Raw genomic sequence first — 22,976 nt, 5'->3', positions numbered from 1 at the left:
TGGTTGAAACGGGGCGCGGAGTATACGCCGGTTGGGGAAGGGGCCGCAAAACGGCCCCTGTCTCAGCGTACCTTGCCTTGCTCCGGCAGCAGCTGTGCCTTGTCGAAGGCATCCACGTCGATCACGGCACGGCGCGCTTGTTCGGCCGCGTGCAGGCGTTGCGCCTGATCAGGCTGGAGTACACCACTGTCGACTGCCGCATCGATCACCGACTGCCCGGGCGCCGGTCGTACCTTGCCTTCCTTGATTGCCTGATGCAGCGCGTTGTGCAGCGGCGTCGACGCCTCCAGCAGGTCGCAGGCTCGTTGCAGGGCTGCCACCGGGTCGCCGTCGGCTTGCGGCCTGAAGCAACCGGCAAGCAGCTCTTCCAGCGCAGGGTCGCCTTTGCTGCGTCCTATCAGCGCTGCCACCTCGGCGTCCAGTTCATCGCTCGGCCCGGTGTGACGGCGGCCAAAGGGGAACACCAGCACCCGTAGCGCGCAGCCGACGAAGCGGTTGGGGAAGTTGTCGAGCAACCGGTCCAGGGCGTGCTCCGCCTGGCCCAGGCTTTCTTCCATGGCCCAGCGCAGCAGGGGCTGCATGTGCTCGGGCGAACCGAGATCGTGGTAGCGCTTGAGTGCGGCACTGGACAGGTACAGGTAGCTGAGTACATCGCCCAGCCGCGCACTCAGGCGCTCCCGGCGCTTGAGCGCCCCGCCCAGCAGCATCATCGACAGGTCGGCCAGCAGGGCAAAGGCGGCGGCCTGGCGGTTGAGGGCTCGGAAATACCCCTGACTCAGCGTGTCCCCCGGTACTTTCTCGAAAACCCCCAACCCCAGGTTGAACACCAGAGTGCTGGCCGCGTTGCCGGCGGCGAAGAGGATGTGTTTCATCAGCAGGTCATCGAATTCCTGGAGCGCCTGATCGTGGTCTTCACGCCCGGCCAAGGCCATTTCCTTGAGCACGAACGGGTGGCAGCGAATGGCGCCCTGGCCGAAGATCATCAGGTTGCGCGAAAGGATGTTGGCGCCCTCGACCGTGATGAAGATCGGCGCCCCTTGCCAGTTGCGGCCCAGGTAGTTGTTCGGGCCCATGATGATGCCCTTGCCACCGTGCACGTCCATGGCGTGCTGGATGCATTCGCGGCCACGCTCGGTCAAGTGGTACTTGAGGATCGCCGACAGCACCGAGGGTTTCTCACCCAGGTCCACGGCCTTGGCGGTCAGCAGGCGGGCACTGTCCATCAGCCAGGCGTTGCCGCCAATACGTGCCAGCGACTCCTGGATACCTTCGAAGGCAGCCAGTGGCACGTTGAATTGCTCGCGGATATTGGCGTACTGGCCGGTTACCAGGCTGGTGTACTTGGCAGCCCCAGTACCCACGGCAGGCAGTGAGATGGAGCGACCTACCGACAGGCAGTTCATCAGCATCATCCAGCCTTTGCCAAGCATCGCTTGGCCGCCAATGAGGAAGTCCAGCGGTACGAACACGTCCTTGCCGCTGTTGGGGCCATTCATGAACGCGGCGCCCAGTGGCAGGTGGCGTTTACCGATTTCCACCCCGGGGGTATCGGTGGGGATCAGTGCCAGGCTGATGCCCAGTTCTTCCTCATCGCCCAGCAGGTGGTCCGGGTCGTAGGCCTTGAATGCCAGGCCCAGCAGGGTGGCGACCGGGCCGAGGGTGATGTAGCGCTTTTCCCAGTTCAGGCGCAGGCCGATCACTTCTTCACCTTGCCACTGGCCTTTGCAGATGATGCCGGTGTCAGGCATGGCGCCAGCGTCGGAGCCGGCCAGCGGGCCGGTGAGGGCGAAGCAGGGGATTTCCTCGCCTCGGGCCAGGCGCGGCAGGTAGTGGTTGCGTTGTTCGTCGGTGCCGTAGTGCAGCAGCAGTTCGGCAGGGCCGAGGGAGTTGGGCACCATCACCGTGGAGGCCAGATCACCGCTGCGGGTGGCCAGTTTCATCGCCACCTGGGAGTGGGCATAGGCGGAGAAGCCCTTGCCGCCGTATTCCTTGGGGATGATCAGGGCGAAAAAGCCATGCTGCTTGATATGTGCCCAGGCTTCGGGCGGCAAGTCCAGGTCCTGGCCGATCTGCCAGTCGCTGACCATGGCGCACAGTGCTTCGGTCGGGCCATCAATGAAGGCTTGCTCTTCTTCAGTCAGCTTCGGTGCCGGGTAGGCCAGCAAGGTGCGCCAGTCTGGGCGACCACTGAACAGTTCGCCATCCCACCACACGGTGCCGGCGTCGATGGCCTCGCGCTCAGTCTGCGACATGGGCGGCAGGGTACGCTGGAACCAGCGGAATACCGGGGCGGTAAACACTTTGCGTCGCCACTGCGGGAGCACAACCAGGGCGATCTTCAGGGCCAGCACCACCCAGATCAGCGCCAGCAGCCAGCCGGGGGCGCTGCTGAAAATGCCCATCAACAGCACATAGGCCGCCATGACGCCGAGTATCTGCAAAGGCGCCAGGCGCCGGTGCGTGAGGTACGCCGCGCCGATTACCAGCACCACCAACCACAACAGCAACATAATCGGTCCTCCTTGGAACCTAGGGCTTGAGCCGTCCCAGACAGCTTAGACGCAATGCTGTGAACGGCATGTTCAGAACAGTGACAGGGTGTGGCGGTGGGAGTTTCAGTTCATTTGTTCGCCTGTACCGGCCTTTTCGCGGGTGAACCCGCTCCTACAGCGGAACGTGGCGATGCCAGCGGTTGGCGAATGCGGGGGCGGCCGCGACGGTGAATGACCGGCAGGCTCGGCCTATGTGCGGGTAAAACCCACGCAGGAATACCAGTGACGTGAAGACGGTGGCGAGCCTGTAGGAGCGGGCTTGCCCGCGAAGAGGCCAGTACAGGCGGCGAAGGTCTGGAGTAGACTGTGCCCACCTCCGCATTCAAAAGGATGTTGCCATGCTGAAGATCTGGGGCCGCAAGAATTCGAGCAATGTGCGCAAGGCACTGTGGATCGCCCACGAACTGGGCCTGGACTTCGAGTCCATCGACGCCGGTGGCGCCTTCGGCGTGGTCAACGAGCCGCACTACCGTGCCCGAAACCCCAACGGTCTGGTGCCGATGCTCGAAGACGGCGACCTGACCTTGTGGGAGTCCAACACCATCGTCCGCTACCTGTGCGCGGAGTACGGCACTGAGCAGGGCTGGTATCAGGCAGACCCACGCCAACGCGCCCTGGCCGACAAATGGATGGACTGGACCACATCGTCCTTCGCTACCCCATTCCGGCCCCTGTTCTGGGGCCTGCTGCGCACGCCGGAAGACCAGCGCGACTGGGTGGCGATCAACGCCGCGCACAAGCAGTGCGCGCAATTACTGGCCATTGCCGACGAAACCCTGGCCAATCAGCCGTACCTGTCCGGTGACCAGATCGGCATGGGCGACATCCCACTGGGTAGCTTCATCTATGCCTGGTTCGAAATGCCCATCGAGCGCCCCGACATGTACCACCTTCAGACCTGGTATGAGCGCCTGAAGCAACGCCCGGCCTACCAGGCCGCAGTGATGACTGCGCTCACTTGAACCCGCTTCGATAGTCATTATCAATAGATGTGACTGTACTTGTGCAGCCTGGCCTTGCACCATGGCTGCACGCACTGCGCCAGTGACTTTACCTGGCGTGTCCTGCACCTTTTTCTTCGGTAAGTGACCCGCTATGAGTTCTGCCCTGTCCATCCGACAGCTGACCAAGACCTACGGCAATGGCTTTCAGGCCCTCAAAGGCATCGACCTCGATGTTGCCGAAGGCGACTTCTTCGCCTTGCTCGGCCCCAACGGTGCCGGCAAATCCACCACCATTGGCATTCTCTCGACCCTGGTGAACAAGACCAGCGGCACAGTGAGCGTGTTCGGTCACGACCTGGACCGCGAGCCCTCCGCGCTCAAGCGTTGCCTGGGCGTGGTGCCGCAAGAGTTCAACTTCAACCAGTTCGAGAAGACCTTCGACATCGTCGTGACCCAGGCCGGGTATTACGGCATCCCGCCCAAGCTGGCCAAGGAGCGTGCCGAGCAGTACCTGACCCAGCTGGGCCTGTGGGACAAACGTGATGTGCAGTCGCGTTCGTTGTCTGGCGGCATGAAGCGGCGCCTGATGATTGCCCGCGCATTGATCCACGAACCGCGTCTGCTGATCCTGGACGAACCCACCGCCGGGGTGGATATCGAGCTGCGCCGCTCGATGTGGAGCTTCCTTACCGAGCTGAACCAGAAGGGCATCACCATCATCCTCACCACCCACTACCTGGAAGAGGCTGAACAGCTGTGCCGTAACATCGGCATCATCGACCATGGCACCATCGTCGAGAACACCAGCATGCGCCAGTTGCTGGGCAAACTGCATGTCGAAACCTTTGTGCTCGACCTCAAGCAGGACCTGGCCGCGGCGCCGGTACTGCAGGGCTACCCGTGCCGGCTGCTGACCCCGCATACCCTGGAAGTGCAGGTGGACAAGGACATCGGCATCACCGCGCTGTTCGGCCAGCTGGCGCTGCAGAACATCGAGGTGCAGAGCCTGCGCAACAAGACCAACCGACTTGAGGAACTGTTCGTGTCCCTGGTGGAAAAAAACCTGTCGAAGGTGGCCGTATGAGTGTGGAACTGCGCACCAACTGGGTCGCCCTGAACACCATCGTCTACCGCGAAGTGCGGCGCTTCCTGCGCATCTGGCCGCAAACGTTGCTGCCGCCAGCGATCACCATGGTGCTGTACTTCGTCATCTTCGGTAACCTGATTGGCCGGCAGATCGGCGATATGGGTGGCTTCACCTACATGCAGTACATCGTGCCGGGGCTGATCATGATGTCGGTGATCACCAACTCCTATGGCAACGTGGTGTCGAGCTTTTTCGGCAGCAAGTTCCAGCGCTCGATCGAAGAACTGATGGTGTCGCCGGTGTCGCCGCACACCATTCTCGTCGGCTATGTGCTGGGTGGGGTGCTGCGTGGTTTGGCGGTGGGTGTGATCGTGACCATTTTGTCGATGTTCTTCACCGACCTGCAGGTGCACCACCTGGGCGTGACCGTGGTGGTTGTGCTGCTGACGGCCACCATCTTTTCGCTGCTTGGCTTCGTCAACGCCGTGTTTGCGCGTAACTTCGACGATATTTCGATCATCCCGACCTTCGTGCTGACGCCGTTGACCTACCTGGGCGGAGTGTTCTACTCGATCAACCTGCTGCCGCCGTTCTGGCAGACCGTGTCGTTGGCCAACCCGGTGCTGCACATGGTCAACTCGTTCCGCTACGGCATTCTAGGGGTGTCGGATATCAGCATTGGCACGGCGATCACCTTCATGCTGGTGGCCACTGCGGTGCTCTACGTTGTTTGCGTTCGCTTGCTGGTCAGCGGCCGTGGCATGCGGGCCTGAAGCCTTGCACCGGCATTGGCGACGACGCCACTGCCGGCCCACCCACCAGCGCCAGTAGAACATGGTGGTGAAGTAGGCGAGGATGCCCAGCACCACGCCGCACACCACCGAGCCGAGCAGGAAGGGTTGCCACAGCGTCGACAGCTGGTCGGTGATCCACTGGAAGGTCAGCTCGTCGGGCAGGGTGCGCGGCGGTACCTGCATCAGCCAGGCACCGGTCATGTAGGTGACGAAGAACACCGGCGGCATGGTCAACGGGTTGGTCAGCCACACCAGGCTGACGGCGACCGGCAGGTTGCCGCGCACCGGGATCGCCAGGGCCGCCGCCAGCAGCATCTGCATCGGTATGGGAATAAGCGCCGCGAACAGGCCCACACCCATGGCTCTGGCCACCGAATGGCGGTTCAGGTGCCAGAGGTTGGGGTCGTGCAGCAATTTGCCGAAAAAGCGTAAGGACTTGTGTTCCCGAATGCTGGTCGGGTCCGGCATGTAGCGTTTGAAAAGTCGGCGCGGCATGTAGGCTCCCGGAGCGTTGACCCTGGCAGTATGCCCTTAATCCTGCTCCGCCTCGTTTAGAGTTTGTGACAATTGTTGAGCAAGCGATGCCGGCAATTGAGCTATGCCTCAGGAGGTGACTCGCCTTCTGGAGCTCTACCTCATGCGCACAGGGATGTTTGCGCTCGCGCTCGGGCTGTTGTGCCTGGGCTTTCTGCCCGCATTGCCATCGGTCGGATGGTTGATAACCCTGGCGGCCTGCGCTGTCGGCAGCCTGTTTACCCGCGTCTGGCCGTTGGGTTGGTTTCTGCTGGGCCTGTGTTGGGCGTGCGGGTCTGCTCAGCAGGCCCTTGATGATCGTCTGGCTGCCGGCCTGGAGGGGCGCACCTTGTGGCTGGAGGGGCGGGTGGCGGGTTTGCCGGCCCGCACTGCACAAGGCGTGCGTTTCGAGCTGGAAGCGCCACGCTCGCGGCGGGCCGAACTGCCTCAGCGTTTGCAACTGAGCTGGTTCGATGGGCCGCCGCTGCGGGCGGGCGAGCAGTGGCGGCTGGCGGTGACCTTGCAGCGCCCGGCCGGGCTGCTGAACCCGCACGGGCCTGACCGGGAAGCGCAGTTGCTGGCGCGACGGGTGGGGGCTACGGGTACGGTCAAGGCCGGGCAGTTGCTGGCGCCAGTCGCCGGTGGTTGGCGCGATGCGCTGCGTCAACGCTTGCTGATGGTCGAAGCCAATGGCCGGCAGGCCGCGCTGGTGGCACTGGTGCTTGGCGATGGTGCGGGCCTGGCCCGGGAGGACTGGCAGACGTTGCAGGCCACCGGCACGGTGCACCTGCTGGTGATTTCCGGCCAGCACATCGGCCTGGTCGCCGGTTTGCTCTATGGCCTGGTCGCCGGGCTGGCGCGTTGGGGGCTATGGCCGGCAAGGCTACCGTGGTTACCCTGGGCCTGTGGCCTGGCCATGGCCGCAGCGCTGGCCTACGGCTGGCTGGCGGGTGGTGGGGTGCCAGTGCAGCGGGCCTGTCTGATGCTGGCCGTGGTGCTGCTCTGGCGTCTGCGCTTTCGCCACCTTGGCGCTTTTTTTCCGTTGCTGCTTGCACTGGTCGCTGTGCTGGTCTTCGAGCCACTGGCGGCGTTGCTGCCTGGGTTCTGGCTGTCGTTCGCCGCCGTGGCCACGCTCATCTACTGCTTCAGTGCCCGGTTGGGGGGTTGGCGGCCCTGGCAGGCCTGGACGCGTGCGCAATGGGTGATCGCCATTGGTTTGCTGCCGGTGTTGCTGGCCACGGGGTTGCCGGTGAGCCTGAGTGCGCCGCTGGCCAATCTTGTCGCGGTGCCATGGGTCAGCCTGGCGGTGTTGCCGTTGGCGTTGCTGGGTACAGTGCTGCTGCCGCTGGGTGGGGTAGGGGACGCGCTGCTGTGGATGGCGGGTGGCCTGCTGGAATGGCTGTTCCGGTTGCTGGCGTTGGTGGCGCAGCAGCATCCGGCGTGGGTGCCCCCGGTGCTGCCAGGGTGGGCCTGGCTACTGGTGGTGCTGGGTGCGCTGCTGGTGCTGCTTCCCCGTGGCGTGCCTTTGCGTGGGTTGGGTGTGGTCATGTTGCTGGCACTGTGGGTGCCCAGGGAGCCAGTGCCGTTCGGCCAGGTCGAGGTCTGGCAATTGGATGTCGGTCAGGGGCTGGCGGTGCTGCTGCAGACTAGGCATCACACCCTGCTCTACGATGCCGGTCCGGCCCGGGGAGAGAGCGACCTGGGGGAGCGGGTGGTGCTGTCGACTCTGCGCAAGCTGGGGGTGGGTAGCCTCGACCTGATGGTGATCAGTCATGCACATGCTGACCATGCTGGCGGTGCTGCGGCAATACAACGTGGTCTGCCGGTCAGGCGGGCAATTGGTGGGGAAGCGCTGGATGACGTGCAATTGCAGCCTTGCGTCAGTGGCGAGCAATGGGACTGGGATGGCGTGCGTTTTTCGCTGTGGCGCTGGGCGGACGGGCAGAGCAGCAATGACCGTTCTTGTGTGTTGTTGATAGAGGCGCAGGGCGAGCGTCTGCTGCTGGCGGGGGATATGGAAGCTGCGGCCGAACGGGCCTGGTTGGCAGAGACTGAAGCGCCGCGTATCGACTGGCTGCAGGCGCCGCATCATGGCAGCCGCAGCTCGTCCACCGAGGCGTTCATTCGGGCAACCGCAGCGCGGGGGGTATTGATTTCGCGAGGGCGCAACAACAGCTTCGGGCACCCGCATGTGCAGGTGATGGAGCGTTATCAGCGGCATGGGTTGGCGGTGCATGACACGGCGGTGGAGGGCGCGTTGCGGTTGGTGTTGGGGCGGCAGGGAGAAGTTGAGTTCGTTCGGGGGCAGCGGCGGTTTTGGCGGGCTCAACTGGATTAGGGGGTTAGGTGTTAGGTGTACGTCGTTACAGGTTTAGCGGCCATGAGATCGAGCGCCGCCCGCGCGGCGCATCGCGAGCTGCGCTCGCTCCTACGTTTGTTTCGGGCCAGTAACGCCTGCGGCAGACGCGCGCGACCGTTTTGTTTGTACGACGCAATATCGCGCCAAGCGCCAAGGCGTTCGCGCGCAAATCCCACAGGAATGATTGGCCCGAAACAAACGTAGGAGCGAGCGCAGCTCGCGATGCGCCGCGCGGGCGGCGCTCGGTCTCCCAGGCGACGCACCTCTACCGCCATACCCTCAAGGCCACACCGCCTGGCATGACGTTGCGCAATGGCCGGGTGTGTTTGCCGTGGGTTTTATGGGGTGGCAGAAATCGAGCGCCGCCCGCGCGGCGCATCGCGAGCTGCGCTCGCTCCTACGTTTGTTTCTGGCCAGTGACGCCTGTGACAGGCGCGCGCGACCGCCTTGTTTGTACGACGCAATATCGTGCCAAGCGCCAAGGCGTTCGCGCGCAAATCCCACAGGAATGATTGGCCCGAAACAAACGTAGGAGCGAGCGCAGCTCGCGATGCGCCGCGCGGGCGGCGCTCGGTCTCCCAGGCGACGCACCTCTACCGCCATACCCTCAAGGCCACACCGCCTGGCATGACGTTGCGCAATGGCCGGGTGTGTTTGCCGTCGGTTTTAGGGGGTGGCAGAAATCGAGCGCCGCCCGCGCGGCGCATCGCGAGCTGCGCTCGCTCCTACGTTTGTTTCGGGCCAGTAACGCCTGCGGCAGACGCGCGCGACCGTTTTGTTTGTTCGGCGCAATATCGCGCCAAGCGCCAAGGCGTTCGCGCGCAAATCCCACAGGAATGATTGGCCCGAAACAAACGTAGGAGCGAGCGCAGCTCGCGATGCGCCGCGCGGGCGGCGCTCGGTCTCCCAGGCGACGCACCTCTACCGCCATACCCTCAAGGCCACACCGCCTGGCATGACGTTGCGCAATGGCCGGGTGTGTTTGCCGTCGGTTTTAGGGGGTGGCAGAAATCGAGCGCCGCCCGCGCGGCGCATCGCGAGCTTTGCTCGCTCCTACGTTTGTTTCTGGCCAGTGACGCCTGTGGCAGGCGCGCGCGACCGCCTTGTTTGTACGGCGCGATATCGAGCCATGCGCCAAGGCGTTCGCGCGCAAATCCCACAGGAATGATTGGCCCGAAACAAACGTAGGAGCGAGCGCAGCTCGCGATGCGCCGCGCGGGCGGCGCTCGGTCTCCCAGGCGACGCACCTCTACCGCCATACAGGCGGCGCTCGGTCTCCCAGGCGACGCACCTCTACCGCCATACAGGCGGCGCTCGATCTCACGGCCGCTGAACCTGTAACGGCAAGCACCCGTCAGCCCCACCCCCAATTCCCTGACCTCCGGCAGATGAGCCCCCGGCGCGCCTATGGTAGAGTGGCGGCCTTTTTCCGAAGGGGCGTTTATTGTGTGGGAATTGGTCAAGTCCGGTGGTTGGATGATGCTGCCGATCATTCTGAGCTCCATCGCTGCCATGGCTATCGTCGTCGAACGGCTGTGGACCTTGCGCGCCAGTCGCGTCACCCCGCCGCACCTGCTGGGCCAGGTGTGGATTTGGATCAAGGACAAGCAACTGACCAGTGACAAGCTCAAGGCCCTGCGTGCCGATTCGCCACTGGGGGAAATCCTCGCGGCGGGCCTGGCCAATTCGCGTCACGGTCGGGAAATCATGAAAGAGTGCATCGAGGAGGCCGCCTCGCGCGTCATCCACGAACTGGAACGCTACATCAGTACCCTCGGCACCATCGCCGCCATGGCGCCTCTGCTGGGCCTGCTGGGCACCGTGCTGGGTATGATCGACATTTTCAGCGCCTTCATGGGCTCGCAGATGACCGCCAACGCCGCCGTACTGGCCAGTGGTATCTCCAAGGCCCTGGTCACCACTGCGGCTGGCCTGATGGTCGGTATCCCGGCGGTGTTCTTCCACCGCTTCCTGCTGCGTCGCATTGATGAACTGGTGATCGGCATGGAGCAGGAGGCGATCAAGCTGGTGGAAGTGATCCAGGGCGACCGTGAAGTGGAAGTGGCCGGAGGCAAGGGGTGAAGTTCCGGCGCAATCGCCAGCGGGAGAACGTCGACATCAACCTGGCGTCGCTGATCGACGTGGTGTTCGTCCTGCTGCTGTTCTTCGTGGTCACCACCACTTTCACGCGCGAGACCCAACTGCGCGTCGAGCTGCCCGAGGCCACCAGCGCCGAGCGGGCGCCGGCTGACCAGGGCAAGCTGGTGGAAATCACCATCAGCGCCGAAGGCGTGTACTCGGTGAACAACCACCTGCTACCCAAAAGCGACCTGGCCACCCTGAGCGAGGCCATAGAGCGCGAGTCGGGCGGCGACAACACGCTGCCGCTGGCCATCAGCGCCGACGGCAAGACCCCGCACCAGGCGGTGGTCACCGCAATGGATGCTGCCGGCAAGCTCGGTTTCAGCCAGTTGCGCATGACCACCGTCGAGGCGGCCCAGGGCACGCCTTGATGGCTTTCACCGACCGCTTGCTCGCCGCCTGGTACGCCGGGCATCCGTCGCTGGCGCTGCTGCGACCGCTGGAGGCCTTGTATCGCCGCGTGGTCACGCGCAAGCGCGCGCGTTTTCTAAGGGGTGACAGTGCCAGCTACCGGGCACCGGTACCGGTCATTGTGGTGGGCAATATCACCGTCGGTGGCACCGGCAAGACGCCAATGATCCTCTGGCTGATCGAGCACTGTCGCCAGCAAGGGCTGAAGGTGGGCGTGGTCAGCCGTGGCTATGGTGCCAAGCCTCCACGGCTGCCGTGGCGGGTGCAGGCCGATCAGCCGGCCGGTCAGGCGGGCGACGAGCCGCTGCTGATCGTGCAACGCACCGGCGTGCCACTGATGATCGACCCCGATCGTGCCCAGGCCGTGCAGGCATTGCTGGCCAGCGAACCCCTCGACTTGATCCTGTGCGACGACGGTATGCAGCATTACCGCCTGGCCCGTGACCTGGAACTGGTGCTGATCGACGCTGCCCGCGGCCTGGGCAATGGCCGCTGCCTGCCGGCGGGGCCGTTGCGTGAGCCGGCCGAGCGCTTGCGTGAGGCTGACGCGGTGCTGTTCAACGGCGCCAGCGAAGACCGCACCGATGGTTTCGGTTTCCGCCTGCAGCCGTCCGCCCTGGTCAACCTGCGCAGTGGCGAGCGCCGTCCGCTCGACTATTTCCCCGCCGGCCAGCGCTTGCATGCGGTAGCCGGTATCGGCAACCCGCAACGTTTCTTCAACACCCTGCTGGGGCTAAACTGGCAGCCGGTGCCGCATCCCTTTGCCGACCATGCGCAGTTCAGTGCCCGGAGCCTGGCTTTCAGCCCGCCACTGCCGCTGGTCATGACCGAGAAGGATGCGGTGAAATGCCGGGCCTTTGCCGCGGACGACTGGTGGTACCTGGCCGTCGAAGCGCAGCCTACGCCGGCTTTCAGCGCCTGGTTCGACAACCAGCTGCAACGCTTGTTGCGCCAACCCTGAGCCCGTTTTCAATTTCCGGCCACCTGGCCTAAAGGAAGCCTCCAATGGACACCAAACTGCTCGATATCCTCGCCTGCCCGATCACCAAGGGCCCGCTCAAGCTGAGCGCCGACAAGACCGAGCTGATCAGCAAAGGCGCTGGCCTGGCCTACCCGATTCGCGACGGTATCCCGGTCATGCTGGAAAGCGAGGCGCGCACCCTGACCGACGACGAGCGCCTTGACAAATGAGCCTGGATTTTACGGTAGTGATTCCCGCCCGGCTGCGCTCCACGCGCCTGCCAGGCAAACCGCTGCTGCTGATTGCTGGCAAGCCGATGGTGCAGCATGTGTGGGAGCAAGCCCGCAAGAGCGGTGCCAGCCGTGTGGTCATCGCCACCGACGACACCAGCATCCTCGAAGCCTGCCAGGCCTTCGGCGCCGAAGTGCTGATGACCCGTGCCGATCATGAGTCCGGCACCGACCGGCTGGCCGAAGTGGCTGCCCACCTTGGCTTGCCGGCTGATGCCATCGTGGTCAACGTGCAGGGTGATGAGCCGCTGATCCCGCCGGTGATCATCGACCAGGTGGCGGCCAACCTGGCTGCACATCCGGAAGCCGGCATCGCCACCCTGGCCGAGCCTATCCATGAGCCGGAAACCGTGTTCAACCCTAACGCGGTCAAGGTGGTGAGTGACAAGAACGGCCTGGCTCTGACGTTCAGCCGGGCGCCGCTGCCCTGGGCCCGCGATACCTTTGCCAAGGGCCGTGACGTGCTGCCGCATGGTGTGCCATATCGCCGCCATATTGGCATGTATGCCTACCGTGTCGGCTTCCTGCAGCACTTCGTCAGCTGGGGCCCATGCTGGCTTGAGCAGGCCGAAGCGCTGGAGCAGCTGCGTGCCCTGTGGCACGGCGTGCGCATTCACATCGAGGACGCCATCGAGGCGCCTGCCGTGGGTGTAGATACCCCTGAGGATCTGGAGCGCGTACGGCGCTTGCTGGAGGCCTGATGCGCGTCCTGTTTGTTTGCCTGGGCAACATCTGCCGCTCGCCCACTGCCGAAGGCGTGCTTCGCCATCAGTTGCACGCCGCGGGGCTCGCCGACAAGGTGCAGGTAGCTTCTGCGGGTACCGGTGACTGGCATGTCGGCAAAGCGCCAGACAGCCGCACCTGCAAGGCGGCTCTGGCACGCGGTTACGATTTGTCTCAACAACGCGCCCAGCAGGTCAAGGCATCGCACTTCGCCGAGTACGACCTGGTGTTGGCCATGGATGAGCACAACCTGCGCGATCTGCGCGCCCTGCGTCCGTCCACGGCGGTGGGCGAACTCGACCTGTTCTTGCGCCGTTACGGAGCAGCACTGGATGAGGTGCCAGACCCGTACTACGGTGGCGCCGACGGCTTCGAGCAGGTGCTGGATCTGGTGGAAGCGGCTTGCCAGTCGCTGGTGCTGGAAATCAAGGGGCGTCTATGACAGTGCAGTGGCAGGAGCAGGTATCGCTCAAGCCTTACAATACCTTCGGCATTGACGTGAAGGCGCGCTATTTCAGCCAGGTGCAGGACGACCAGCAGGTGCGTCAGGCACTGAGCCAGGCACACCAGAAGGGCCTGCCGGTATTTGTGATCGGTGGTGGCAGCAACCTGCTGCTGACCCGCGATATCGATGCTCTGGTGCTGCACATGGCCAGCCGCGGTCGGCGTGTGCTCAGTGACGATGGCGAGCGTATCGTGGTCGAGGCCGAGGCCGGTGAGCCATGGCACGCGTTTGTGCAGTGGACGCTGGCGCAGGGCTATTGCGGGCTGGAGAACCTCAGCCTGATCCCTGGCACCGTGGGTGCCGCGCCGATGCAGAACGTGGGCGCTTACGGGGTGGAAATCAAGGACGTATTCAACGGGCTGACAGCCCTGGATCGTGAGACTGGCGAGCTGCATGACTTCAGTTTGGCGGAATGTGCTTTCGGCTATCGCGACAGCCTTTTCAAGCGCAACCCCGGCCGCTGGTTGATCTTGCGTGTGCGCTTTGCCTTGACCCGCACCCTGCACGCTCAACTGGACTACGGTCCGGTGCGCCAACGCCTGTCTGAGCAGGGTGAGAGCGAGCTGACCGCGCAAGCGATCAGTGATGCAATCTGCAGCATTCGCCGCGAGAAGCTGCCAGACCCGGCAGAGCTTGGCAATGCCGGGAGCTTCTTCAAGAACCCGGTGGTGACGGCTGATCTGGTCGAGCGTATTCGTGCGCAGTATCCGGGGGTTGTGGCATATCCCCAGGCTGATGGTCAGGTGAAGCTGGCGGCGGGCTGGTTGATCGAGCAGGCGGGCTGGAAGGGCCATCGTGAGGGTGATGCTGGCGTGCATCGCTTGCAGTCGCTGGTGCTGGTCAACTATGGGCAGGCGAGCGGGGCGCAGATGCATGCGCTGGCGCGGCAGATCCAGGCGGATATCCTCGAGCGGTTTGGGGTTGAGCTGGAGATGGAGCCTAATCTTTACTGATTGGCTGCCTGTGAACCTCCCGTAGGAGCGGGTTTACCCGCGAAGAGGCCGGGACAGCAAGCCAAAAAAAGCCCCGCCAGTGCGAACTGGCGGGGCTTTTTCATTCAGCTTTGGCTATCAGCCGTGATGAGGTTTGTGCTCATCGGCGGATTCCAAGGCTGGCTCCTGGGAGGCTGCAGCAGCTTCCTGTGCGGCTTTGGCAGCAGCCTCGGCCTCACGCTTGCGGCGACGCACTTCACGTGGGTCGTTCGGTGCGCGGCCGTTGGCCAGCATGACAGTGGCAGGTTCGGCCGCTGCAGGTGCAGGTTCGGCCGCCACTTCTGGCTGGGCTTCGACAACCGGGGCAGGCTGCACGGCAACCGGGGTGACTTCGACCATGGCCGGGGCCTGTTCGCTCTCGCCGCCTTCCACCGCAGGGGCTTCTACTGGGGTTTGAGTGGCCACGGGTTCTGCAACCACGGCCGGCTCAACAGCAGGAGTATTTTCAGCAACAGGCTGCGGGGCAGTTTCGACCACAGGCTCGGCAGTTGCCTCGGCTACGGTCACTGGCTCGGTGACCGGCTGCTCTACCGCTGGGGCCACGGCTGCTTCTTCAGCTTTGGCGACTGCTTCGACGGGCTCAGCCGGCTGGGCGGCTTCGCTGCTTTCGGTTTCTGCAACAGCAGCGACTTCGGCGGTGGCACGTTCGGCCTGCTGGTTGGCCTGGGCTTCTGCGTCGGAGCTGATGTTGCTGCTGGCAACAGCGGCAGTCACGGCAAGGCCGGCGGCCAGTTCGGCACTCAGCTCGGTGGCCTGGTGCTGTTGTGGCTGCTCTTCGCTGCCTTCTTCTTCACTGCCGTCGATCAGCTCGCCATTGGCGTTGCGCTGACGCTCACGACGGTTGCTGCGACGACGCTGGCCACGGGAGCGGCGGCGCGGGCGCTCGCCATCGGTGCCTTCCTGCTCGTCTTGCAGCAGCTCTTCGCTTGGCAGTTGCTCTTCGGCCAGTTCGGCAGCCTGTTCGGTTGCTTCTTCGGCAGCGCGTGGTTGGCGCTCTTCGCGTGGTGGGCGCGGGGCACGTTCTTCGCGAGGGGCGCGCTCTTCACGTGGAGCACGTTCTTCACGAGGTGCGCGTTCTTCACGTGGAGCACGTTCTTCACGAGGTGCGCGCTCTTCGCGTGGAGCACGTTCTTCACGAGGGGCGCGCTCTTCGCGTGGAGCACGTTCTTCACGAGGGGCGCGCTCTTCGCGTGGAGCACGTTCTTCGCGAGGGGCACGCTCTTCACGAGGTGCGCGCTCTTCGCGTGGAGCACGCTCTTCACGCGGCTGGCGCTCTTCACGTTCGGCTGGCGGGGTAGCGTCCAGCGGCTCGCGCAGTTCGCGAACGCGCTCTTCGCCGCGGTTGCTACGGCGGTCTTCGCGTGGCTGGCGTGGAGCACGTTCTTCACGCGGTGCACGTTCTTCGCGTGGGGCGCGCTCCTCACGCGGTGCACGCTCTTCACGTGGGGCGCGTTCCTCGCGCGGTGCACGCTCGGCACGCTCTTCACGCGGCTTGCGTTCTTCGTCGCGGCGGCCGTTGCGGTTGCGGCTTTGCTGGCGGCCGTTGCGGCGCTCTTCGTTGCGCGGGCTGCGTTCGGCAGCCGGTTTTTCGGCGGCGGGAACCACTGGCGCGGCGGCAGGCTCGTCCTTGCCGGCGAACAGGCTGACCAGCGACTTCACCAGGCCCTTGAACAGGCTTGGCTCCGGAGCGCTCGGGGCAGGGGCGACCGGGGCGGCAGGCTGGGACTCTTCAGCGGCGGCCGGTACCGGTGCGTTGGCGCGGGCCGGGGCCGTCTTCACTGCGGCTTCCTGGCGTACCAGGGTGCGAGTGGCGGTCGGCTGCGGCGCTTCTTCGGCTTCGGCGGCGGCGATTTCGTAGCTGGACTGGTTGTTCAGCACTTCAGGGTTGTCGTCGCGCAGGCGCTGGACTTCGAAGTGCGGGGTCTCCAGGTGGTCGTTCGGCAGGATGATGATGCGCGCACGGGTGCGCAGCTCGATCTTGGTGATCGAATTGCGCTTTTCGTTCAGCAGGAAGGCGGCCACCGGGATCGGCACTTGGGCACGTACTTCGGCGGTGCGGTCCTTCAGGGCTTCTTCTTCGATCAGGCGCAGGATGGCCAGCGACAGCGACTCGACATCACGGATGATGCCGGTGCCGGAGCAGCGTGGGCAGACGATGCCGCTGCTTTCGCCCAGCGATGGGCGCAGACGCTGGCGGGACATTTCCAGCAGGCCGAAGCGTGAGATGCGGCCTACCTGCACGCGGGCGCGGTCGGCTTCCAGGCATTCGCGAACGCGCTCTTCAACGGCGCGCTGGTTCTTCGCCGGGGTCATGTCGATGAAGTCGATGACGATCAGGCCGCCGATGTCACGCAGGCGCAGCTGGCGGGCGATTTCCTCGGCCGCTTCCAGGTTGGTCTGCAGGGCGGTTTCTTCGATGTCGCTGCCTTTGGTGGCGCGCGCCGAGTTGATGTCGATGGACACCAGGGCTTCGGTCGGGTCGATCACGATCGAGCCACCGGACGGCAGGTCAACCACGCGCTGGAAGGCCGTCTCGATCTGGCTTTCGATCTGGAAGCGGTTGAACAGCGGCACGCTGTCTTCGTACAGCTTGACCTTGCTGGCGTACTGCGGCATCACCTGGCGGATGAAGGTCAGCGCTTCTTCCTGGGCTTCGATGCTGTCGATCAGCACTTCGCCGATGTCCTGGCGCAGGTAGTCGCGAATGGCGCGGATGATGACGTTGCTTTCCTGATAGATCAGGAATGGCGCGGCGCGGTCTAGCGACGCTTCCTTGATGGCGGTCCACAGTTGCAGCAGGTAGTCCAGGTCCCACTGCATTTCTTCGCTGCTGCGGCCAAGGCCGGCAGTGCGCACGATCAGGCCCATGTCGCCCGGCACGGTCAGGCCGTTCAGCGCTTCGCGCAGTTCGTTGCGCTCTTCGCCTTCGATGCGGCGGGAGATGCCACCGGCACGTGGGTTGTTGGGCATCAGCACCAGGTAGCGGCCGGCCAGGCTGATGAAGGTAGTGAGGGCGGCGCCTTTGTTGCCGCGCTCTTCCTTCTCGACCTGGACAATGACTTCCTGGCCTTCGCTGAGCACTTCCTTGATGTTGACCCGGCCTTCTGGGGCCTTCTTGAAGTACTCGCGGGAGATTTCTTTCAGCGGCAGGAAGCCGTGACGTTCGGAACCGAAGTCGACGAAGGCGGCTTCGAGGCTGGGTTCGATGCGGGTGATCTTGCCTTTGTAGATGTTGGCCTTTTTCTGCTCGCGCGCGCCGGACTCGATGTCCAGATCGTAGAGACGTTGGCCGTCCACCAGGGCTACACGCAACTCTTCGGGTTGAGTCGCGTTAATCAGCATTCTTTTCATGTTGTACCGTCGGTTTCCGGGCTGCCGGAAACGGCGTTCGGCACACACGACGTCTCATGGTCGGTGCCAAGGTGCGCAAAGGGTGGCCGGGCCACCCCCGTGTCGAGCGACGTTCGGCACCAGCCGGTTGCCCAGCCTGCCGTTGTCGCGACGACGCGTCCTGTTTGCTGCGGTGCCAACAAGGCCCCGGTGGCTTCGAATAGGTATCCGAATCAACCAAGCGGGCCTTGTGCACTCAGTCAGGAGGAGGAATCAACCGTCAGCCGTGGACGCCCGGTGGGCATCTGTTCAGGACCTTATCCGCTCACCAGCCGTCAGTGGGCTGGTGGCCGGACGCGGTGCTACACGGTCCGAGGGCTGTGCATCTCCACCCTGCACGTATCCCTGATAATTCGGGTGCTGCCGCGCGCTGAATCCGCAACGGGTTGCATTTTTCGCCAGCGCTGGTTCTGCGCTGGCGCCATTCATGTCCAAGGCAGGTATTTCCGAAGCATTCGCCGGGCGTTGCGTGGAAGCGACTCGCGGGCAGAGGTGCAGCGAAAAGAATCGGGTAAGCAGGTGAAACACCGCACTTGTCGTTTTTTTTCGGTCTTCTCTACACGGCGCTGGTGGCGATTCCAGGCATTTCGGTAAACTGGCGAAAACCCCGTAGGACGGCCTCGCGTCCTGGAGAATTGCGAAGGTCAGGGACCGGCAAAGAGCCTGGTGCCGCTGGCCTGCCGCTTTTGGCGGCGTTCGCGACTATAGCAGCAATGATTAAGTGCTTCAATTCCATAAAAAATTGTTATGATCCCGCAATGACGACCAATACCCCTCCGACTTCCGGCGTTCAGCTGATCGAAGTCGCGCCGGAGCTTGCCGGCCAACGCATCGATAATTTCCTCATCACGGCCCTCAAGGGCGTGCCCAAGACACTGGTCTACCGCATCCTGCGCAAGGGTGAGGTGAGGGTCAACAAGGGCCGCGTCAAGCCGGAGTACAAAATCCAGGCCGGCGACATCGTACGGGTGCCGCCCGTTCGCCTGCCGGAGCGAGACGAGCCGGCACCGGTGGCCCAAGGCCTGCTGCAGCGCCTGGAAGCCGCCATTGTCTACGAAGACAAGGCGCTTATCGTGATGAACAAGCCGGCCGGCATCGCCGTGCATGGCGGCAGTGGCCTGAGCTTCGGGGTGATCGAGGCGCTGCGCCAGTTGCGCCCCGACGCCAAGGAGCTGGAGCTGGTGCACCGCCTGGATCGCGACACGTCTGGCCTGTTGATGATTGCCAAGAAGCGCAGCATGCTGCGCCACCTGCATGCCGCCCTGCGCGGCGATGGTGTCGACAAGCGCTACATGGCGCTGGTGCGCGGCCACTGGCCAACCTCGAAAAAGCAGGTCAACGCGCCGTTGCTCAAGAGCAACCTGCGTTCTGGCGAGCGCATGGTCGAAGTGAACGAGGAAGGCAAGGAGGCGCTCACCCTGTTTCGCGTGCTGCGCCGCTTTGGTGACTTTGCCACCATTGTCGAGGCGCGCCCGATCACCGGTCGTACCCATCAGATCCGCGTGCATACCCTGCATGCCGGGCACATGATCGCTGGCGACAGCAAATACGGCGACGAAGATTTCAGTCGCGAAATTCGTGAGCTGGGTGGCAAGCGCCTGTTCCTGCATGCCTATGCGTTGACCGTGCCGCTACCAGACGGTGGCGAGTTGAAGCTTGAGGCGCCTGTGGATGAGGTTTGGGCGAAAACCATTGAACGGCTGAGTGCGTCCTGATCCATGAAAAAGGGCTATGAGCTACTGATCTTCGACTGGGATGGCACTCTGGCCGATTCCATTGGGCGTATCGTCCAGGCCATGAATGTTGCCGCCGAGCGTGCCGGCGAGGCGCAGAGCAGCGACGCTGCGGTCAAGGGTATCATCGGTCTGGCCTTGGACGAGGCGATCCATACCTTGTACCCGCACCTGTCGCCCGCAGGGGTTGCCAGCTTCCGCCAGCACTATGCCGATGTCTACGTTGCGCTGGATCAGCAGCCTTCGCCGCTGTTCGATGGCGTGGTCGAGTCGCTGGATGCCTTTCGTGCCGAGGGTTACCGCCTGGCGGTGGCCACCGGTAAGGCCCGTCGCGGGCTGGATCGGGTGCTCAAGGCCAATGGTTGGGAGCAGTTCTTCGATATCACCCGCGCCGCTGACGAGACCCGGGGCAAGCCGCACCCGCTGATGCTTGAGGAAATCCTCGGCCATTGTGGTGTCGAACCGGCGCGTGCGCTGATGGTCGGAGATTCGGCATTCGACCTGCAAATGGCCAGCAATGCCGGCATGCATTCGGTGGCGGTTGGCTATGGTGCCATGTCGCTGCAGGCGCTGGCCGAGTTTGGTCCGCAGGTATGCATCGATCACTTTTCCCAGTTGCGCGAGTGGCTGGGTGGTTCCGCAATTCCACTTCCAAGGTAGGTAAGCATGGCAGACGAATGGAAAGCCCCCGAGGCCGAGCGCGAGGAGCGCGAAGAGCGCAACAGCTGGAAGCTGCTGGAAAAGACCTTGCTGGCCAGCGTGCAGGAGCAGCGACGGTCACGGCGCTGGGGGATCTTCTTCAAACTGCTGACCTTCGTCTACTTGTTCGGCATTCTGGCGTTGTTCTCGCCGCTGATGGACATGGACAAGGCTGCTTCGCGCAGTGCCAGCCATACCGCGCTGGTCGAGGTGCGCGGGGTGATTGCCGATCAGGAGGCTGCCAGCGCCGACAACATCGTCAAGAGCTTGCGAGAGGCGTTCAGGGACGACAAGACCAAGGCTGTGGTGATGCGCATCAACAGCCCGGGTGGCAGCCCGGTGCAAGCGGGTTACGTGTATGACGAAATCCGTCGCCTGCGTGCTGAGTATCCCGCCATCAAGCTGTATGCGGTCATCACTGATCTTGGTGCTTCCGGTGCCTATTACATCGCCAGTGCGGCGGACGAGATCTATGCCGACAAGGCCAGCCTGGTGGGTTCCATTGGCGTGACGGCGGCCGGTTATGGCTTTGTCGGCACCATGGAGAAGCTGGGGGTCGAGCGGCGTGCCTACACTTCGGGTGAGCACAAGGCGTTCCTTGATCCTTTTTCGCCGGAAAAACCAGAAGAGACCCGGTTCTGGCAGGGTGTGCTGGATACCACGCACCAGCAGTTCATCGCCATGGTCAAGCAGGGGCGGGGTGAGCGCCTGAAGGATAAGGAGCACCCGGAGTTGTTCAGTGGCCTGATCTGGTCGGGTGAGCAGGCCAAGGCGTTGGGGCTTGTGGATGGCCTGGGCAGTGCCAGCTATGTGGCGCGTGAGATCGTGGGTGAGAAAGAGTTGGTGGACTTCACCGTTCAGGAGTCGCCGTTCGATCGCTTCTCCAAGCGCGTGGGGGCCAGCGTGGCTGAGCACCTGGCGATGTGGATGGGGTTCCAGGGGCTGCAGTTGCGCTGAGGGCTCGTCGCGCGGTGTTTGTCGCGCGATTCGCGGGGTTTGTGAGGTCGAGCGCCGCCCGCGCGGCGCATCGCGAGCTGCGCTCGCTCCTGCGTTTGTTTCAGGCCAATCATTCCTGTGCCATTTGCACGCGAACGCCTTGGCGCATGACGCAATATCACCTCGCACAAACAAGGCGGTCGCGCGCGCCTGTAACAGGCGTTACTGGCCCGAAACAAACGTAGGAGCGAGCGTAGCTCGCGATGCGCCGCGCGGGCGGCGCTCGACCTCGCTGACAACAAAAAAACTCAAGCCAGGCTAAGGTATCTCCACCCCTTCCATTCCTGTGTCATTTGCGCGCGAACGCCTTGGCGCATGACGCAATATCGCGTCGCACAAACAAGGCGGTCGCGCGCGCCTGTAACAGGCGTTACTGGCCTGAAACAAACGTAGGAGCGAGCGCAGCTCGCGATGCGCCGCGCGGGCGGCGCTCGATCGCGCTGACAACAAAAAACTCAAGCCAGGCTAAGGTATCTCCACCCCTTCCATTCCTGTGCCATTTGCACGCGAACGCCTTGGCGCATGACGCAATATCGCGTCGCACAAACAAGGCGGTCGCGCGCGCCTGTAACAGGCGTTACTGGCCTGAAACAAACGTAGGAGCGAGCGTAGCTCGCGATGCGCCGCGCGGGCGGCGCTCGACCTCGCTGACAACAAAAAACTCAAGCCAGGCTAAGGTATCTCCACCCCTTCCTTCATCAGCATATCCACCAGCCGAATCAACGGCAGCCCGATCAGGCTGGTCGCATCGCACCCGTGCGTGCCCTGGAACAAGCTAACCCCCAGCCCCTCCGCCTTGAAGCTGCCAGCGCAATCCAGCGGTTGTTCCGCTGCCACATAACGCTCGACCCGCTCCCTGCTCAACTCGCGCAGCGTCACCGTAAACGGCACGCAATCCACCTGGCAGTGCCCGGTTGAGCTGTTGAGCAGCGCCAGCCCGGTCAGAAAGCTCACCTGTTGCCCGCTGCACTCCAGCAGTTGCTCGCAGGCGCGCTCGAACGTGTGCGGCTTGCCCAGCACCTGCTCACCCAATACTGCAACCTGGTCCGAGCCGATAATCAGGTGCCCAGGGTAGCTGTCTGCCAGTGCCTCGGCCTTTTGCCTGGCCAGCCGGCGTACCAGCTCCACGGGCGGCTCGCCATCCAGGCGTTGCTCGTCTATATCGGGGCTTGCCCAGGTGAAGGGCAGGTGCAGGCGTGCGAGCAGTTCGCGGCGATAGGCAGAGCTGGAAGCCAGTAACAAAGGAAGCATGGTAGACTCCGGGTTCGGTTGAACCAATTCTATCACGCACGATGCCGCCTAATTTCCTTTGACAGGGGCGGGGGGCATCCCTAGAATGCTGCGCCTATGTTGAATGACCCGATTCCACCTCACGTTGACCCGCGCAAATTAGCCGATCGTGGCGTAACCCTTAACGGTTCGCTGCAACTCGCTGATTTGGAAAGACTCTGCGACCCGCTTTCCGACAATGTCGGTACGGTGCAGGCGAAGTTCGATTTTGAACGAGATGAACAGCACGTGGTGGTTATCCACAGCGAGCTGGACGTCGAAGTCAAGATGGTTTGCCAGCGTTGTCTTGAGCTGGTCACCCTGCCGATCCACAGCGAATGTACTTACGCAGTGGTGAAGGAGGGTGCGAATACCCAGTCGTTGCCGAAAGGCTATGACGTGCTGGAACTGGGCGAAGATCCTTTGGATCTGCAGGCATTGGTCGAGGAGGAGCTTTTGCTCGCCTTGCCAATCGTGCCTGCTCATCATCCGGAAGAATGCCAGCAGCCGGCGGGCGCAGACGAGCCCGAATCGAGCAAGGACGAGGTATCGCGGTCCAACCCGTTCAGTGTTTTGGCGCAGTTAAAGCGTGACCCAAACGTTTAGGAGTTAATCA

At 63.5% G+C, this 22,976-nt stretch carries 19 protein-coding genes; 15 read left to right on the top strand and 4 right to left on the bottom strand.

Annotation, left to right across the window (positions count from 1 at the left end):
• Positions 1–62: 62 nt before the first annotated feature.
• Positions 63–2,510 carry an acyl-CoA dehydrogenase gene (locus GST84_19085; GenBank protein XGB14315.1) on the bottom strand — a complete coding sequence of 816 codons (2,448 nt, stop codon included), beginning with the start codon at positions 2,508–2,510 and terminating at the stop codon, positions 63–65.
• A gap of 380 nt (positions 2,511–2,890) precedes the next feature.
• On the opposite strand from GST84_19085, the gene GST84_19080 reads away from it, so the two are divergent.
• From GST84_19080 to GST84_19070, 3 genes are all read left to right on the top strand, one after another.
• Positions 2,891–3,514 carry a glutathione S-transferase gene (locus tag GST84_19080; GenBank protein ID XGB14314.1) on the top strand — a complete coding sequence of 208 codons (624 nt, stop codon included), beginning with the start codon at positions 2,891–2,893 and terminating at the stop codon, positions 3,512–3,514.
• A gap of 133 nt (positions 3,515–3,647) precedes the next feature.
• Complete coding sequence (locus tag GST84_19075) at positions 3,648–4,580, top strand: ATP-binding cassette domain-containing protein (protein XGB14313.1); 933 nt, start codon at positions 3,648–3,650, stop codon at positions 4,578–4,580.
• The gene (locus GST84_19070; protein XGB14312.1) at positions 4,577–5,356 is read left to right on the top strand and encodes an ABC transporter permease; all 780 of its coding nucleotides are present in this window, start codon (positions 4,577–4,579) and stop codon (positions 5,354–5,356) included. Before GST84_19075 ends, GST84_19070 begins: the two co-directional genes overlap by 4 nt.
• On the opposite strand, the gene GST84_19065 is transcribed toward GST84_19070, so the two are convergent.
• A complete protein-coding gene (locus GST84_19065; protein XGB14311.1) occupies positions 5,240–5,872 on the bottom strand; it encodes a DUF2062 domain-containing protein in 633 nt (210 codons plus the stop codon). The genes GST84_19070 and GST84_19065 overlap by 117 nt on opposite strands.
• A 142-nt stretch (positions 5,873–6,014) precedes the next feature.
• On the opposite strand from GST84_19065, the gene GST84_19060 reads away from it, so the two are divergent.
• The 8 genes from GST84_19060 (at position 6,015) to murB (ending at position 14,234) form a co-directional block, all read left to right on the top strand.
• Positions 6,015–8,228: a DNA internalization-related competence protein ComEC/Rec2 gene (locus GST84_19060; GenBank protein ID XGB14310.1), complete on the top strand. Its 2,214-nt coding sequence runs from the start codon at positions 6,015–6,017 to the stop codon at positions 8,226–8,228.
• Positions 8,229–9,695: 1,467 nt separating this feature from the next.
• Positions 9,696–10,331, top strand: coding sequence for a MotA/TolQ/ExbB proton channel family protein (locus GST84_19055; GenBank protein XGB14309.1), 636 nt, complete (start codon positions 9,696–9,698; stop codon positions 10,329–10,331).
• Positions 10,328–10,762, top strand: a complete 435-nt coding sequence (locus GST84_19050; protein ID XGB14308.1) for a biopolymer transporter ExbD — start codon at positions 10,328–10,330, stop codon at positions 10,760–10,762. The genes GST84_19055 and GST84_19050 overlap by 4 nt, the downstream gene beginning before the upstream one ends.
• Positions 10,762–11,763: a tetraacyldisaccharide 4'-kinase gene (locus GST84_19045; GenBank protein XGB14307.1), complete on the top strand. Its 1,002-nt coding sequence runs from the start codon at positions 10,762–10,764 to the stop codon at positions 11,761–11,763. Before GST84_19050 ends, GST84_19045 begins: the two co-directional genes overlap by 1 nt.
• A gap of 44 nt (positions 11,764–11,807) precedes the next feature.
• Positions 11,808–11,993 (top strand): Trm112 family protein, encoded by a 186-nt coding sequence (locus GST84_19040; protein ID XGB14306.1) that lies wholly within the window; start codon positions 11,808–11,810, stop codon positions 11,991–11,993.
• Positions 11,990–12,754 carry a 3-deoxy-manno-octulosonate cytidylyltransferase gene (gene kdsB, locus GST84_19035; protein ID XGB14305.1) on the top strand — a complete coding sequence of 255 codons (765 nt, stop codon included), beginning with the start codon at positions 11,990–11,992 and terminating at the stop codon, positions 12,752–12,754. The genes GST84_19040 and kdsB overlap by 4 nt, the downstream gene beginning before the upstream one ends.
• Entirely contained in the window at positions 12,754–13,218 is a 465-nt protein-coding gene (locus tag GST84_19030; GenBank protein ID XGB14304.1) for a low molecular weight phosphotyrosine protein phosphatase, read from the top strand. The genes kdsB and GST84_19030 overlap by 1 nt, the downstream gene beginning before the upstream one ends.
• A complete protein-coding gene (gene murB, locus GST84_19025; protein XGB14303.1) occupies positions 13,215–14,234 on the top strand; it encodes a UDP-N-acetylmuramate dehydrogenase in 1,020 nt (339 codons plus the stop codon). Before GST84_19030 ends, murB begins: the two co-directional genes overlap by 4 nt.
• Before the next feature lie 117 nt (positions 14,235–14,351).
• Here murB and GST84_19020 read toward each other — a convergent pair whose 3' ends face one another.
• A complete protein-coding gene (locus tag GST84_19020; GenBank protein ID XGB14302.1) occupies positions 14,352–17,624 on the bottom strand; it encodes a ribonuclease E in 3,273 nt (1,090 codons plus the stop codon).
• 797 nt (positions 17,625–18,421) lie between these two features.
• On the opposite strand from GST84_19020, the gene rluC reads away from it, so the two are divergent.
• The 3 genes from rluC to GST84_19005 are packed head-to-tail and all read left to right on the top strand — an operon-like array spanning position 18,422 to position 21,052.
• The gene (rluC, locus tag GST84_19015) at positions 18,422–19,378 is read left to right on the top strand and encodes a 23S rRNA pseudouridine(955/2504/2580) synthase RluC (protein XGB14301.1); all 957 of its coding nucleotides are present in this window, start codon (positions 18,422–18,424) and stop codon (positions 19,376–19,378) included.
• Between the two features lie 3 nt (positions 19,379–19,381).
• Positions 19,382–20,056 carry an HAD-IA family hydrolase gene (locus GST84_19010; GenBank protein ID XGB14300.1) on the top strand — a complete coding sequence of 225 codons (675 nt, stop codon included), beginning with the start codon at positions 19,382–19,384 and terminating at the stop codon, positions 20,054–20,056.
• 6 nt (positions 20,057–20,062) lie between these two features.
• The gene (locus GST84_19005) at positions 20,063–21,052 is read left to right on the top strand and encodes a S49 family peptidase (protein ID XGB14299.1); all 990 of its coding nucleotides are present in this window, start codon (positions 20,063–20,065) and stop codon (positions 21,050–21,052) included.
• Between the two features lie 711 nt (positions 21,053–21,763).
• Here the strand turns inward: GST84_19005 and GST84_19000 are convergent.
• Positions 21,764–22,342: a septum formation inhibitor Maf gene (locus GST84_19000; GenBank protein XGB14298.1), complete on the bottom strand. Its 579-nt coding sequence runs from the start codon at positions 22,340–22,342 to the stop codon at positions 21,764–21,766.
• A gap of 96 nt (positions 22,343–22,438) precedes the next feature.
• Here GST84_19000 and GST84_18995 point away from each other — a divergent pair, with 96 nt between their 5' ends.
• Entirely contained in the window at positions 22,439–22,966 is a 528-nt protein-coding gene (locus GST84_18995; protein ID XGB14297.1) for a metal-binding protein, read from the top strand.
• Positions 22,967–22,976: the final 10 nt, after the last annotated feature.

Source organism: Pseudomonas putida (assembly GCA_041879295.1).
In the GTDB taxonomy this organism is placed as follows: domain Bacteria; phylum Pseudomonadota; class Gammaproteobacteria; order Pseudomonadales; family Pseudomonadaceae; genus Aquipseudomonas; species Aquipseudomonas putida_Y.
The sequence above is the reverse complement of the archived record's forward strand: the minus strand, read 5'-3'. Positions and strand labels throughout refer to the sequence as shown.